Here is a 13715-nt window from a genome sequence, read left to right as displayed (position 1 = left end):
TTAAATAAACAGCTATAAATAGTATAAAACATTGCAAACAATATGCTGGCTTATTTACTTTTTAATGATAAATTAGGGTATTATTTCTCCTTTTGCTCAACCTAAATTTTTTAAACCAAAATTTTAAAAACATGAAAAATGCTATTATTTGGGGCGTTATTATTGGTGTACTAAGCGGAATCTGGATGTATATTATGCACACCTCGGGAATTACGCCCACTGATGACAAAGTTGCCACGCTTGAATATTTTTCGTTTATTATCCCGGCCATTGGCTTATTAATTGGCATTTATAGTTACCGCCAAACTGATTGTAATGGCCAGATGGGTTTTTTAGAGGCCCTGATACAAAGCTTTAAAATATTGATTGCCGGCGGTATTGTAACAGTTTTTGCCACGATTTTGTATGTCAGCTACAGTGGTGTATCCATGAACGATATCCTTAAAGAATCATCCGGCCGCATTTTTGGAGCGTTGTTAGTTGGCGTTTTATTGGCGTTTGCGGTATCTTTACTGTTTACCAATAAATCAAACAAGGTTGATTAAACGGCTTTTTCGCAACTATTTTGAACTCATTTTCTGGATTACCGCAATGCTGTGCCTGGCGTTTACCTCGCCCAAAGCCACATCGCATTTTACTTTGTGCCCTTTAAAACTGATGGGGATAACCTGGTGCCCCGGCTGCGGTTTGGGGCACGCTATCATTTACCTGTTTCACGGGCAAATTTCCAATTCATTTCATGCACATTGGTTGGGCATACCGGCCGTACTGGTGATATTTCATAGGATTTATGTGCTGGCAAGGCCTCACCCAACCCTCTCCAAAGGCTACCCCTTACCCAAATTTTAAATAAAGTGGGTTAAAACTGATATTTGGAAAAATAATTCTATGCATCAGGTAAGTATAAAGGATTTCCCAGATTTGGATCTTGGCGATATTCGTCGGAATGAGCGTTTTGTATCTATAATTAATAATTTAAGCAGTAACCCTGGCAGCAGTATTCCAGGGCAGAATGGTGGCTGGTATTCTACGAAGGCTACCTATGAGTTTTACAAGAATGAAGATGTAAGCCTTCAGGCACTTGAGCAAATTATATCAAGTTATGGAAGCAGCCAGGTTGCTGGAACAGATAAAGTATTGGTTGCTCATGATTTTTGCCAGATTAGTTATAATGATAGTGCAGCATCGGGTCTCGGATATCTGGCTAATACGGAGGCAAGGGGCATTATCGCTTACAACAGTATAGCTATCAGCACCACAGGAGTTCCCCTATCATTACTTTATCAGCATAATTTCGTACGTCCATTAGAAGAATTGGGCAAGTCTAAAAAGAGATCATATACACCCTTTGAAGATAAAGAGAGTTATCATTGGTATAAGGGAATAACTACAGTCAACGAGCTTTTAGGGAATACCATACACAAAATACACATCGCAGACAGGGAAGCAGATATCTATGAATTGTTCTTTTGCGCTTATGAAGAAAATACCGATTTACTAATCCGGGCAAAGCATAATCGTAAGCTAAATGATAAAAGCCTGCTTTGGGATGCAGTTGCAGCGGAGCCCTTAGCAGCAAAAACAACATTGAATATCCCGGATAAAACAGGTAAAAAGACAGCTGCAATTGAAGTTGAAATCCGTTATCACCAAATAGAAATACTTCGTCCTCAGGGAAGCAGTAATCAATATGAAAGCGTGTCGATGTCAGCCATTGAACTTAAACAGATTTCAGCAAAGCAAGACTGGCAGGAAGAGGTGCTGTATTGGAAACTATTGACTACTTTACCGGTTAACACCGTAACAGAAGCTCTGCAATGTGTAAAATGGTATTGTTACAGGTGGCTGATAGAGCGTTTTCATTACGTGCTTAAAAGTGGTACACAGGTAGAAGAATTACAGCTAAAGAAAGCCTCTTCTTTGCAAAAAGCGATACACTTATACAGCATATCGGCTATGCGGATGATGCAGTTGGTTTATCAGTCAAGACAAAGCCCAAATGTGAGTTGCGAGCTTGTACTGACTAAAGACCAATGGGTTGTTCTGTACATGCTAATACACAAATCGAATAAAGTGACAAGCCAACCGCCGACATTAGCAGAAGCCGCCGCATGGATAGGTAAACTGGGAGGGCATCTGGGTAGAAAATCTGATGGACCTCCCGGTTTAAAAGCTATATGGACCGGTTACCGACGATTGATCGACGCTGTGAAAACTTATCAAATCTTGAATCAACAAAATTTGGGTAAGGGGTAGCTCCAAAGGAGAGGGTTCTGATTTGCATGCGGGAAATGTTAAATGTAGTTTTTAAGTCCTCTCCTTTGGAGAGGATTTAGGTGAGGCTCTTTTTCACCGTTAAAACCTACGGTTTCACCGACTTGTTAGCCCTGCTAACCTATATCCCGTAGGTGTTTATTATGTGCCGATGTACCTTTATATCATCAAAACAAACACAAAATTAATCATTACTAAAATGAGCACTTACCCAAATTCATATATGATGTTCGACGGAATGACTCCCGAAGAATTTTCTTTTGTACAACAGGCCACCGCCGCTTTAACCGAAAATCAGCAACGTTATTTTATGGGCGTTTACGCCAGCAAACGCCGCAACCCACAGGACATATTGCTGGCCACACTGGCGGGGTTCCTTGGCGTATCAGGTATTCAACGTTTTATGACCGACCAGATTGGAATGGGCATTGTGTACTTTTTCACCTTCGGTTTTTGTTGGATTGGTACAATCGTCGACCTGATTAATTATAAAGGCATTGCCAACGAGTACAATCAAAAAATGGCCTTCGAAAGCTTCAATATCGCTAAAATGACCAACTAAGTTTCCCGGTTACGGGCAAAGTTTCAATATACATATCAAAAAAATCCACCTTCTGTTACGGGGTGGATTTTTTAGCTTAATGGTTTTAGCAACAGGCAAAAATCCGGAACTCAATCGAATTATCCAATTTACCGGCTTTGCGCTTTGTGCTTAATTGTTTCAGCTCTCCTCCCCCAAATACTTGTTGTCAATTTGTTTATCGGCTTTTGCTCCCAGCTTTTTGATTTTTTCGGCTGTGTTGGTCAGGTTTCCGCGGCCGTCTGATAGTTTATTTACCGCGCTGTTATAGGCATTTTGGGTATAGGTAATGTTTTTGCCAATATTATCCATATCGCCTAAAAAGCCCACAAATTTATCGTACATATCGCCGCTAAGGCGGGCTATTTCTAATACGTTCCGGTTTTGGCGTTCCTGTTTCCACATGCTGGCAATGGTGCGCAGGGTAGCCAGCAGGGTAGATGGGCTTACTATCACCACTTTCTTATCCCAGGCGTAGTTAAACAGCTCGCCATCCAGTTGTACAGCTATGCTGAACGACGATTCTATCGGCACAAAAAGCAGCACAAAATCGGGCGAGTTTATTTTATACAGGTCGTGGTATTTTTTGGCAGATAAACCGCCAATGTGATTTTTAATCGATTCTACATGCGCCTTGGCAAATAGCTTACGGTCTTCTTCGGTTTCGGCGCTTATCAGCCTTTCGTAGGCTATCAGCGAAACCTTTGAGTCGATAACCAGGTGTTTTTCATCCGGCAGGTCGATAATTACATCGGGCTGATAGCGGGTGCCATCGTTGGCTTGCATGGCGGCCTGTATCCGGTACTCCTGGTCCTTCACCAGGCCCGACCGCTCCAACACCCGTTCCAGGATCACCTCGCCCCAGTTGCCTTGCTTTTTGTTGTCGCCTTTAAGCGCCCTGGTTAAATTCTGCGCCTCGTCGCTTATCTGTTTGTTAAGGTCCATTAATTGGGTTATTACACCTTTCAGGGTGTTGCGCTCGGCGGCTTCCATATTGTAAACCTTCTCCACCTTATCTTCAAAAGCTTTCAGGTTTTCTTTAAGCGGATTTAAAATCTGGTCAAGATTATTGCGGTTTACATCAATAAACTCTTTTGACTTTTCTTTCAACAGTTTTTCGGCCACATTTTCAAACTCCTGCTGGAACTGCTTGCGGATTTGTTCTATCTCCACTTTTTGCTCCTGCATTTTTTCCTGCTGCGAGGTATAGTACGCGCGGGCGTTCTCCAACGATTTATTGGCAGTGGCTAACTGGGTACGTTCGTATAGCAACTCGTCAAGCAGCCGGTTTTTCTCGTCCTTTAAAAATTGGGTAATGTTTTCTTTTTCGCCCGCCAGGCCGCTGGCTTTTTCTTCGGCCCTGGCCAAAGAAATTTTAAGCTGATCGCTTTCTGAGCGCAGCCTGTTTAAATCGTCTGCCGATATCAACTCAACGGCTTTGGGCTTTTTAATAAACAGCAAAACGGCTATCAGCAGTATAACAACCGAGGCAATAATCAGTATATCTGAATTCATTTTGATAAAAATATTAGCAAATTTAGGTTAATATTTTTAGTAATCGCAAAGGGGTTAGCTTAATGGCATGGCGGAGACGACTCACCCCGAACATCGCTACGCTCGTTCTGCCCCTCTCTCCGGCTACGTCGCATAGAGGGGCTCAAAAAAGAAAAGAAAAAAATGAGCTTCACCCTCTTTGCGGCTTCAGCCGGAGAGAGGGTCGGCCAGCGCAGCGTAGCCGGGGTGAGTCGTGACCGGCGTTCAAACCGATGGTTTCGGCATGAGCCATCCGTTTCAGCATTCCGACATCGGAAGTCCGCATTCCCTGGTGAAATCCCCCATTTTTTCCTTTCGCCCAATAACCGTATTTTTGCCGCCTATGCCATCCCGTAACAAACTTTATTTTGCTTCTGATTTTCATTTGGGTGCCGGGGCGCTCGGCAGCAGCCGCGCCCGCGAAGACAGGATAATACGCTGGCTGGATAGCATTAAAGCCGATGCTGCCGAACTTTTTTTAATGGGCGATGTATTTGACTTTTGGTTTGAATACAAAACCGTTGTGCCTAAAGGGTATATCCGTTTTTTGGGCAAACTGGCCGAACTTACCGATGCCGGCGTAAAGCTTTACCTGTTTAAAGGCAATCATGATATGTGGATGTTTGATTACTTTGAAAAGGAACTTGGCGCCACCATCGTTAGTAATGAATTGAAAATTGAGCGCGGCGGCAAAAAATTCTTCCTGCATCATGGCGACGGGCTTGGGCCTGGCGATAACTTTTATAAGCTGCTCAAAAACTTTTTTCGCAGCCGGTTTTGCCAATGGCTGTTTGCCAGGTTGCACCCCAACTTTGGTGTTGGCATAGCCAATTACTGGTCGACCAACAGCCGCATAGCCAATTCAAAAAAAGAAGAGCACAAACCAGGCGAACAGGAATGGCTGGTTACTTTTTGCCGCGAAGAACTGCAATCGAATTTTTACGATTACCTCATCTTTGGCCATCGCCACCTCCCTTTAGATATACAAATAACGCCCGGGAGCCGTTACATTAACCTGGGCGAATGGGTTAATTTTTTTAGCTACGCAGTATTTGACGGGGAGGAGCTGAAGCTGGAGTATTTTGAGAAACTGTGATGGAGAACCGATGATTAAACTGTCAAATCCTGAGTGGTAAAATCCGCGGATTCTGAAGGGGGGGGTATGACACTCAAAAATACAAGACTGTCATCCTGAGGAACGAAGGATCTACTCGCGAACTTTGTTGGCGGTTATGCATGGCGTACAATAGATCCTTCGCTATCGCTCAGGATGACAGAAAATGAAACTTGTCATGGGTAGGAACGAAGTATCTATTCGCGGACTTTTCTATCGGTCTGCACAACTGGTAGATCCTTCGTACCTAAGAATGACAGGAAAATTGGATATGTAATGGTACAAGGCATATGCTCGCAAACCTTGCAAGCTGTCATACATAGCGTAGAATAGATTTTGAACGTAACCGACCGGTTGTGCACCCTGTCCGTTGCAGACCTTGCAGGTAAATGAAGAAATTACTTCGCCTTCTCCACCCGTATCCCTACATCACTCACTTCGTGCAGGGGGTTGTCGCGCATGTTTTGCTCAATCTCAAAATGGTAAATGCCCTTAACCGGGAATTTGAAACCGCTTTGGAAAGGCACCTGATAGCTATATAAATTGCCCGATCCTTTGCCCAGCCACTGGCCATCTTTACTGGCCAGCTTCAACTCATAACGGGTGGTTTTAATGTAGCCGTTTGGGTTTTTTTGATGGATAAGTACAAACAGGTTAGCGTATTTGTAGGCATCGGTTACCCGCAGGTTAAAGTACAGGTTGTAGGCCGCGTTTTCGTCGTCTATCTTACAATCAAACTTAGCCCGGTTTACGTACGACCAGTTATGATCGGCAATTTGTGTGTTGGTATCTACAATTGCGGCGGGATCGGTACAGCTACCCAACAGCATGGTTATTAGTACGCATACTGCCGGGTAAAATATTTTGATAAACCGTTTCATTTTATTGGGGCGTATTATCCTGTGGCGGGTTATTGTTAGTCCGGTTTTGATTATTGGGGCGGTTTGGCCGGTGGCGCCTGTTATTGCCGCCACCTTCGGGCCTGCTGCCACCTTCCTGCGGCGGACGGTTACCTTGTTGCTGTGGCTTTGGGCCCTGCTGCGGACCGTGTTGCTGTTGTGGCCTTGGGCCTTGTTGCGGGCCATGCTGCTGTTGGGGTTTTTGCCCCTGTTGCTGTGGTGTACGGTTGCCCTGGTTTTGAGGCGGCTTATTGCCTTGCTGCGGAGGCCGGTTACCCTTTGGCGGGCGGTTACCCTCAGGGGCGCTGGCCGGGCGTTCTGCTACCGGGGCTGCACCTTGCGGGCGGGGCTGGTTTGCAGGCCTGCCTTCGGCGCCGCCAGGTTTTTGCTGCTGGTTACGGTTTTTATTATTGTTGTTTTTCTTTTGGTTTTTGGCGCGGTTACGGTCGTCTAAACGGGTAAGGCTGTCTTGCCCAACTACGTTTTCGTAGTCAAGCGCTTTTATTACCTCGGTTTCTTCCATCTCCAGCTCGCCCAGGTCGGCAGGGATAATACCTTCGCGGTTTTGCTGCTGAATTTCTTTAACCTTGGCTATGGGCATCGGTATCCACGCTTCCTCGCGCGGGTAGCTAAACCACATGATCTTTTTAAATATGTCGGTTTTTTGCAAACGGGCATCGCCTTTTTCGGTTTTAAGCACGTTTACATTATCTGGGATGTGCTTCAGCGCATCCATATAGGTATCCAGCTCGTAGTTTAAACAGCACTTAAGCTTACCGCACTGGCCTGCCAGTTTCAGGGTATTTAACGACAGGTTTTGGTAACGGGCTGCCGAGGTAGATACTGTTTTAAAATCGGTTAACCAGGTTGAGCAGCAAAGCTCGCGACCGCAGGAACCAATACCGCCTAAACGGCTTGCCTCCTGGCGCATACCTATCTGGCGCATCTCGATACGGATGCGGAAGGTTTCGGCCATTTTTTTGATCAGCTCCCTGAAATCCACGCGGCCTTCGGCAGTGTAATAAAAAGTAGCTTTGGTTTTATCGCCCTGGTAATCCACGTCGCTCAGCTTCATGTTCAGGTTTAAATCAAGGGCCAGCTTGCGCGATTTGTGCATGGTTTCCCACTCCAGGTCCTTGGCCATTTTCCATTTATCCACATCGGCAACGGTAGCACGGCGATAGATTTTTTTAACCACATCAGCCTCTTTTACATGGCGCTTGGTCATTTGCATGCGCACCAGTTCGCCGGTGATAGATACGTGGCCAATATCATAGCCGCCGGTGGTAGCTTCCACGGCAACCAGATCACCTGCTTCCAGGTAGATATTATCGTTATTGAGGTAAAATTCCTTGCGCGAGCCCTTAAATTTTACTTCGATAACAGGAAAAGGTTTATAATTTGTTGGCATATCCATGTGGGATAGCCAATCGTAAACATCTAATTTGCTGCAACCGTTGGTAAGGCATGAGCCATTACTTTTGCAGCCCGCAGGTGAGCATCCGCCCCCTGTTGAGCAACTTCCACATCCCATAATTAACTTGGTATATATTGACTCCCCGAGGGGATGGTTTTTAAATTTAATATTTTTATAATCTGTAAAGATACATCTAAAAATAAAATTTTAGGATTTGCATTTCTCTCTACGTGGTAGTGCGCTTTTTCAAGCTCGGTACTTATATATTGAGCCTTGTTAATATCAAGGACGTTGGTCATTTTTTGGGCGGTTTCCAGCTCTTTTGCAGGCAGGTGCACCAGGTTGCCGGCACCGGCCATCAGCAGGCAGCACTCGCGGATAAAACTGATGCCGTAGCGTAAAAAATTCTTTTGGTTTTCGCGCCCCATTTTGGCAAAGCTATCTACAAAGGTTAAAACCTCCAGCCCTTTGTTGCTGAAACACAGGCGTAGCCATTGCACAAAAAGTTCGTGGTAGCTTTTGGTATCCTGTTGCAGCATGGTAAGCGCCTCGGTTAAGTTGCCATTGGTAAGGTAGGCAATTTCGCCGGCGGCATCTTCGGTTTGGCGGTGCTCGGCCATCAGGTATTCTTTTACTTCTGCCGAATGCAGGCAGGGTATTTTGATGAGCTGCGTACGGCTCAGGATGGTATTCAATATCTGGTCCTGGTTTTGGGCCACCAATATAAACAGGGTATTGGGCTGCGGTTCTTCGATAATTTTAAGCAAGGCATTGCCCTCTTTGTCCAAATATTCGGGCAGCCAAAGAATCAGGATCTTGTAGGCAGATTCAAACGGTTTAAAGCTGAGTTTTTTGATAATCTGGTGGCACTCGGCAATGTTAATATTGGCCTGCTTGTTTTCGGCATCCAGGTAACCACGCCAGGCATCCAGGTTTAAATATGGGTTAGCACCAAAAGCCTCGCGCCACTGCTCAATAAACGTAAGGGCTGTATCGTCCTTGTGTTTGGCGAAGAAGGGGTACGAAAAATGGAGGTCGGGGTGCATTAGTTTGTTGTACTTGCGGCACGACGAGCATACGCCGCAGGAATCATCGGGCTGCTTATCTTCGCAACTCAGGTACTGGGCATAGGCCACGGCAAGCGCCAGGCTACCCGAACCTTCGGGGCCTAAAAACAATTGCGCATGACTTACCCGGTTCTCTGCCACCGAGTTAAGCAACCTTTGCTTAGTTGCTACTTGTCCAACTATTTCCTTAAACTGCATTTGGTGCAAAATAGTAAATAGATTTGAGATGTGAGATATGATGGGATCAGATTTGAGATGTGAGATATGAGATTTGAGACAGAGCAGCGCTTCTGGTCGACCTCCACTCCACTTTTTTGTTAAGAAAAACTCATTTTACCCAAAAGCAAAAAATCTCACATCCCATATCTCACATCTCCTATCTTTACGCAATGAAATCTCATATCTCACATCTCATATCTCACATCTAAAAATGAGAATCATGGCTTTCGATTACGGTACCAAGCGCATTGGTATAGCGGTTACTGATCCTTTGCAGATTATAGCCACGGGGCTGGATACCGTGCACCCGATGTATATTGTTGATTACCTGAAAACGTATTTAAAAACTGAGCAGGTGGAGCGGTTTATTGTGGGCGAGCCGAAGCAGATGGATAATACACCATCGCAATCGGCCATACATGTTAAAGGTTTTGTGGGGCTGCTCAAAAAAACTTTCCCCGAGGTCCCTATAGAAATGCTTGATGAACGTTTTACTTCAAAAATGGCATCGGCCACCATCGCCCAAAGCGGCATGAATAAAAAAGGCCGCCAAAATAAAGAGCTGGTAGATACCATATCGGCCGTAATATTGTTACAAAGCTGGATGGCAAAAGCTTATTAGAAAGCTGTCTGAAAATTAAAAAAAGACCGTCATTGCGAGGCACGAAGCAATCCCCGACATGCTAAGTCCCACATAGTTCGGGATTGCTTCGTGCCTCGCAATGACGGTAGTTTAAAACATTCGTTTAACTATATTGGTTGGGTAACCATATTTATAGCTCAGTAGGCGTAAGTTTTTTCGCCACGGGTAATCAGGTTTAAAACATCATCTTCGGTGCCGGTAAACGGGCCGGATGATTCAATTTTAAAACTTGCCATTGCTGCGGCAAACTCACCGGCCTGCTGAAAAGATGCGCCTTTTATGCGCTGGTACAGGTAGCCGGCCATATAGGTATCGCCGCAACCTGTTGCATCTACAACTGCAGATGGTTTGTAGGCGGGGATATTATAAAAAACGCCACCGGTGTAAATTACAGATCCCATACTGCCCAGGGTGAGTACAACTTCTTTAACACCCCAATCGGCCAAAATGCGGGCGCCTTCGTGGATGTCTTTACTGCCGGTAAGTACTTCGGTTTCGTGTTCGTTGGCTTTCAGGATATCAATGTATTGCAAGGCTTCGCGCTTATCGGCCCAATCTATGGCCACAACGTTTTTATCTTCAACCTTGCGCAGGTAGCCCTGCACATCCAGCGATACTTTGCCACGGCTGTTTAGTTCCTTGATCAGCTCAACAGGCATATCATCGGCAAGCAGCGGGCCTAAGTGGAAAATTTGAGCGTCAATTTCCTGTAATTGTTCAACAGTAAAAGGATTGGCTTTTTGCAATACTCGCTGGGTGCGGTGGTCCTGGTTTTCGGAGTAAATATTTTCAAAATAAACAGAAAGGCCGCAGGCGCAGGCATTTACGTTGATGCCCCTGGCGCGCAATTTTTCAACAACAACCATTTCGCTTTCGGCAAGTGTTGTTACCAGCGTGTAGCTAACATCCATATTGCGGATGGCATTTGAAAAGTAAAAAGAAGTGCCACCGGCCATGTGGGCAGTTACACGTGGTGTTACCACCTTATCTAACGTTATATGCCCAACGCAACAAATATCGTACATGCTGTTATTTTATTATTATCAATACCCCACCAGTCAGGATCGAGCCGCAAAGGTATATAATATCAATGTTTAATTAATGTAAGGTTTTTATTACCCATGATATAAAGCCTGTAATTGCCGGTTTGTTTGTACGTTTTGAACGATTTTTGATAGAAATAACTACATTATGTTAATCACGTAATGACGGATAGTCGTTAGTCGAAAGTTCTAAGTCAAAATAAATTCAACTTTTGACTCAAGACTTAGAACTTTCGACTTAATACCGCGTCAGCGGTTCCCGGCAGGCTATATTAATCTTTAAACGATATGATAAAGGTAGCCCCCTGGTTAGGTTTGCTTTCGATGGTAATCTGTCCGCCCAGGCTGGTAACATGGTTATAGACCAGATAGAGCCCAATGCCTTTACTATCATGATGATGATGAAACGTTTGGTGAAACCCGAATATTTTATCCTTCACGCGGTCCATGTCGAACCCTAAACCGTTATCGGCAAACAATATCTGCTTTAATCCTTTGTGAACCCTAAAGCTGATATTGATAACCGGGGCAATTTCAGGGCGGGCATACTTTATAGAATTGGTGATCAGGTTTAAAAATACACTTTCGAGGTACGATTTATTAAAGTTGATAATAAAATCGCCGGTAAAATTAAGGTTGATGGTAACACCGGAATCATGTATCAGGGAACTAACCGAATGCAGAACCGTATTTAAGGTATCGTTAACGTTGATGTCTTCCCGGTGAACGTTCAGGCTGTCTTTCCGGCTCAAAACATCTACATAGTTATTAAGTGTTTCTTTCAGGCTCTCTGATGCCGAGCGAAGCATGCCGATAAACTCAATGGTTTCGGGGTCCTGTATTTTTGAAAGATCAATAAAATTAAAAACCGACAACAGGTTACTTACCGGCGAACGCAGGTCATGCGATGTGGTATAGGTTAGCTGTTTCAGGTCGTCGTTTATTTGCGTGAGGTGGGTTATCAGGTCGTTTCGCTCAGCCTCCTGTTTTTTTGTGTGGGTAATGTTTTTGGCAATTGCAAAAACAAGTTGGTCCTGATCAACAGGCATCGATGTCCAGGCCAGCCAAACTACCTCTCCGCTTTTGGTTATATAGCGGTTTTCGAAATTTAAAAGTGGTACATCGTGCCTGATGTTATCGCGTTTTCTTTCGGTTATAAGTTGGTCGTCCGGGTGTACAAAAGAGTTTATTGGGCTCGAAAAAAGCTCTTCGTTGGTGTATCCCAAAGTTTTTGAAACCGCCGCGTTAACCCTTTTAAAGTAACCATCGTAGCCCGCAATGCAGAAAAGATCAGCCGATAAATCGAAAAAACGTTCGAAATTAAAATCGGCCCCGGTGTTTGTTTCAAAACGATTTATCATGTAGTATACAATTGGCATAGCTGTCAAGGGGAGTCAGCTATTATTGTGTTTTGGTTATACGGTAAGGCTGATGAAATAGTTTGCCTGCGAAAATTGAGAATTTGCTTTGGTTCTTAGGCTGATATTTTTTACGATGACTAAATCCCTGTAAAAAAATAAAAGCCGCCCAGACCTTGCGTCGGGCGACTTTCAACCTAAACCTTATCACAATTAAACCGGTAAGGATTACCAGTTCATACATACCTGTACAATTACTATACCAAAAATTAAAACTTCGTAAATTTTTTTAGCAAGTTGCCTTTATAGCCCTATACACGTTAAAAACGGAGGTTAAAAAATAAATATCAATTAAAAAAAAGCCGGTGTTAGTTAATTGTAAACTTTTGCGTACTACATGGTAAACACTTTAGGCCTGTTTTGTCGTTTTTTTTCTACGCAAATAACTGTCTGATAAAAATAAGGCCAATACAACATCAAACATGATAAACCATTTAAATACCGGGCTGGTAAAAATATTGGCGGCATTTGGCAGTTTTATAGCAGCCGGCACTTTAACTTTTACATCAAAGGCCGAAAGCTGCGAATGGGTGTTGGCAAAAGTGAACACCAGCAACGCCAGTATGGTAAAAATAAAGAAAACAGCTATACCCATAATAATACGTTTATCAATAGCCGCTTTAAGTGGTTGGCGTGCGTTTTCGGTACGGATGGTTTCCATCACGTTATAGGTAAATGCCATTGATGGTTCGTCAAGCTCCATGGCTGCAAATTCCAGGTTTAGCTGCAGCAGTTCCTGGTATTTTTTGCTGTAGGCCTCATCCTGCTCAATAAGCCGGGCAATAGCATCCTGCTCTGCCCGCGTGCAGTTGCCGTCAATATAGTTCCAGAGTTCTTCTTCTATGGTATTCATATCAGTTCTTTAACCTCATGTTTTAAATTGCGCTCCAGCTTATCTTTCAAACGCTGGCGCGCCCTAAATAGTTTTACCTTAACCGTATTGGCTTCCATCCCCAAAGTTTGGGCAATTTCTTCCAGTGATTGCTCGCCTTTATAAAACAAGGTTATAATGGTGGCATCATCGGGCAGTAACTGCGCAATGGCCTGGTTAACGTAAAACGACCGCGATTTATTTTCAACGTTGTAGGCATCATAAGCCGACTCGTTGTTTTCAACCTGGATAAAGGTAGCTTCGTCATCTATCGAATCGGTGGCTACTCTTTTCTTTCGTAAAAAAGTCATGGCTGTGTTATACACAATAGTGTACAACCATGTACTAAATTTTGACTGCCCGCCGTATGTCGCCAGCGCGCGGTACGCCTTTATAAAACAGTCCTGTGCAATCTCTTCGGCATCCTCGCGATTTTTTGAAAAACGCAAAGCAAGTGTAAACACAAACCGCTGGTGCCGCTTCACCAGGTCGGCATACGCCGATTGGTTGCCCGCCAGTGTTTGTTCTATAAGATCGATATCTGAAAGCTTGCTTTGCATGTGTTACAACCTCTCTGACAACAGGGCTTTTACTTAGGTTACAGTAAGGTAGGAAAAAATGTGCAGATGTGCAGATT

The 13715-nt window shown here is 44.2% G+C and carries 14 protein-coding genes; 6 read left to right on the top strand and 8 right to left on the bottom strand.

The genetic code is table 11. From position 1 onward, the window contains the following. The first annotated feature begins 131 nt into the window (after positions 1–131). The 4 genes from AC1RM2_RS15745 to AC1RM2_RS15730 all read left to right on the top strand — a co-directional run bounded on the left by AC1RM2_RS15745 (position 132) and on the right by AC1RM2_RS15730 (position 2836). Positions 132–545: a DUF4199 domain-containing protein gene (locus AC1RM2_RS15745; RefSeq protein WP_492986143.1), complete on the top strand. Its 414-nt coding sequence runs from the start codon at positions 132–134 to the stop codon at positions 543–545. After that, entirely contained in the window at positions 538–849 is a 312-nt protein-coding gene (locus AC1RM2_RS15740; RefSeq protein ID WP_492986142.1) for a DUF2752 domain-containing protein, read from the top strand. Before AC1RM2_RS15745 ends, AC1RM2_RS15740 begins: the two co-directional genes overlap by 8 nt. Positions 850–888: 39 nt before the next feature. Next, positions 889–2256, top strand: a complete 1368-nt coding sequence (locus AC1RM2_RS15735) for an IS4 family transposase (protein ID WP_492985013.1) — start codon at positions 889–891, stop codon at positions 2254–2256. A gap of 217 nt (positions 2257–2473) precedes the next feature. Further along, entirely contained in the window at positions 2474–2836 is a 363-nt protein-coding gene (locus AC1RM2_RS15730) for a TM2 domain-containing protein (protein WP_492986141.1), read from the top strand. A gap of 159 nt (positions 2837–2995) precedes the next feature. On the opposite strand, the gene AC1RM2_RS15725 is transcribed toward AC1RM2_RS15730, so the two are convergent. Next, the gene (locus AC1RM2_RS15725) at positions 2996–4369 is read right to left on the bottom strand and encodes a DNA recombination protein RmuC (protein ID WP_492986140.1); all 1374 of its coding nucleotides are present in this window, start codon (positions 4367–4369) and stop codon (positions 2996–2998) included. A 361-nt stretch (positions 4370–4730) separates the two neighbouring features. On the opposite strand from AC1RM2_RS15725, the gene AC1RM2_RS15720 reads away from it, so the two are divergent. Continuing rightward, the gene (locus AC1RM2_RS15720) at positions 4731–5483 is read left to right on the top strand and encodes a UDP-2,3-diacylglucosamine diphosphatase (RefSeq protein WP_492988254.1); all 753 of its coding nucleotides are present in this window, start codon (positions 4731–4733) and stop codon (positions 5481–5483) included. 416 nt (positions 5484–5899) lie between these two features. Here AC1RM2_RS15720 and AC1RM2_RS15715 read toward each other — a convergent pair whose 3' ends face one another. Genes AC1RM2_RS15715 through AC1RM2_RS15705 form a run of 3 tightly spaced genes read right to left on the bottom strand, consistent with a single transcriptional unit; the run spans position 5900 to position 9082 of the window. After that, a complete protein-coding gene (locus AC1RM2_RS15715; RefSeq protein WP_492986139.1) occupies positions 5900–6382 on the bottom strand; it encodes a gliding motility lipoprotein GldH in 483 nt (160 codons plus the stop codon). A 1-nt stretch (position 6383) separates the two neighbouring features. Continuing rightward, complete coding sequence (locus AC1RM2_RS15710) at positions 6384–7934, bottom strand: PSP1 domain-containing protein (protein WP_492986138.1); 1551 nt, start codon at positions 7932–7934, stop codon at positions 6384–6386. A gap of 2 nt (positions 7935–7936) precedes the next feature. Further along, positions 7937–9082: a DNA polymerase III subunit gene (locus AC1RM2_RS15705; RefSeq protein WP_492986137.1), complete on the bottom strand. Its 1146-nt coding sequence runs from the start codon at positions 9080–9082 to the stop codon at positions 7937–7939. Positions 9083–9314: 232 nt separating this feature from the next. Here AC1RM2_RS15705 and ruvX point away from each other — a divergent pair, with 232 nt between their 5' ends. Continuing rightward, positions 9315–9725, top strand: coding sequence for a Holliday junction resolvase RuvX (gene ruvX / locus AC1RM2_RS15700; RefSeq protein WP_147054002.1), 411 nt, complete (start codon positions 9315–9317; stop codon positions 9723–9725). Between the two features lie 158 nt (positions 9726–9883). Here ruvX and AC1RM2_RS15695 read toward each other — a convergent pair whose 3' ends face one another. The 4 genes from AC1RM2_RS15695 to AC1RM2_RS15680 form a co-directional block, all read right to left on the bottom strand. After that, positions 9884–10771 (bottom strand): PfkB family carbohydrate kinase, encoded by an 888-nt coding sequence (locus AC1RM2_RS15695; RefSeq protein WP_492986136.1) that lies wholly within the window; start codon positions 10769–10771, stop codon positions 9884–9886. A 290-nt stretch (positions 10772–11061) separates the two neighbouring features. Continuing rightward, positions 11062–12150 (bottom strand): PAS domain S-box protein, encoded by a 1089-nt coding sequence (locus tag AC1RM2_RS15690; protein ID WP_492986135.1) that lies wholly within the window; start codon positions 12148–12150, stop codon positions 11062–11064. Positions 12151–12556: 406 nt separating this feature from the next. Beyond that, positions 12557–13060 (bottom strand): hypothetical protein, encoded by a 504-nt coding sequence (locus AC1RM2_RS15685; RefSeq protein ID WP_492986134.1) that lies wholly within the window; start codon positions 13058–13060, stop codon positions 12557–12559. Continuing rightward, complete coding sequence (locus tag AC1RM2_RS15680) at positions 13057–13638, bottom strand: RNA polymerase sigma factor (RefSeq protein WP_147054005.1); 582 nt, start codon at positions 13636–13638, stop codon at positions 13057–13059. Before AC1RM2_RS15680 ends, AC1RM2_RS15685 begins: the two co-directional genes overlap by 4 nt. Between the last annotated feature and the right edge of the window lie 77 nt (positions 13639–13715).

The organism is Mucilaginibacter sp. GW822-FHT03E02 (assembly GCF_058801545.1).
Note: the sequence above shows the minus strand (reverse complement) of the source record. Positions and strands in the feature narration are given on the sequence as shown.

What these genes read in the sequence shown, in the direction of transcription:
- AC1RM2_RS15715 (WP_492986139.1), bottom strand. Translation starts at nt 6,382, where the DNA reads ATGAAACGGTTTATCAAAATATTTTACCCGGCAGTATGCGTACTAATA.
- AC1RM2_RS15710 (WP_492986138.1), bottom strand. Translation starts at nt 7,934, where the DNA reads ATGGGATGTGGAAGTTGCTCAACAGGGGGCGGATGCTCACCTGCGGGC.
- AC1RM2_RS15685 (WP_492986134.1), bottom strand. Translation starts at nt 13,060, where the DNA reads ATGAATACCATAGAAGAAGAACTCTGGAACTATATTGACGGCAACTGC.
- AC1RM2_RS15730 (WP_492986141.1), top strand. Translation starts at nt 2,474, where the DNA reads ATGAGCACTTACCCAAATTCATATATGATGTTCGACGGAATGACTCCC.
- AC1RM2_RS15720 (WP_492988254.1), top strand. Translation starts at nt 4,731, where the DNA reads ATGCCATCCCGTAACAAACTTTATTTTGCTTCTGATTTTCATTTGGGT.
- AC1RM2_RS15725 (WP_492986140.1), bottom strand. Translation starts at nt 4,369, where the DNA reads ATGAATTCAGATATACTGATTATTGCCTCGGTTGTTATACTGCTGATA.
- AC1RM2_RS15745 (WP_492986143.1), top strand. Translation starts at nt 132, where the DNA reads ATGAAAAATGCTATTATTTGGGGCGTTATTATTGGTGTACTAAGCGGA.
- AC1RM2_RS15680 (WP_147054005.1), bottom strand. Translation starts at nt 13,638, where the DNA reads ATGCAAAGCAAGCTTTCAGATATCGATCTTATAGAACAAACACTGGCG.
- AC1RM2_RS15705 (WP_492986137.1), bottom strand. Translation starts at nt 9,082, where the DNA reads ATGCAGTTTAAGGAAATAGTTGGACAAGTAGCAACTAAGCAAAGGTTG.
- AC1RM2_RS15735 (WP_492985013.1), top strand. Translation starts at nt 889, where the DNA reads ATGCATCAGGTAAGTATAAAGGATTTCCCAGATTTGGATCTTGGCGAT.
- ruvX (WP_147054002.1), top strand. Translation starts at nt 9,315, where the DNA reads ATGAGAATCATGGCTTTCGATTACGGTACCAAGCGCATTGGTATAGCG.
- AC1RM2_RS15695 (WP_492986136.1), bottom strand. Translation starts at nt 10,771, where the DNA reads ATGTACGATATTTGTTGCGTTGGGCATATAACGTTAGATAAGGTGGTA.
- AC1RM2_RS15690 (WP_492986135.1), bottom strand. Translation starts at nt 12,150, where the DNA reads ATGATAAATCGTTTTGAAACAAACACCGGGGCCGATTTTAATTTCGAA.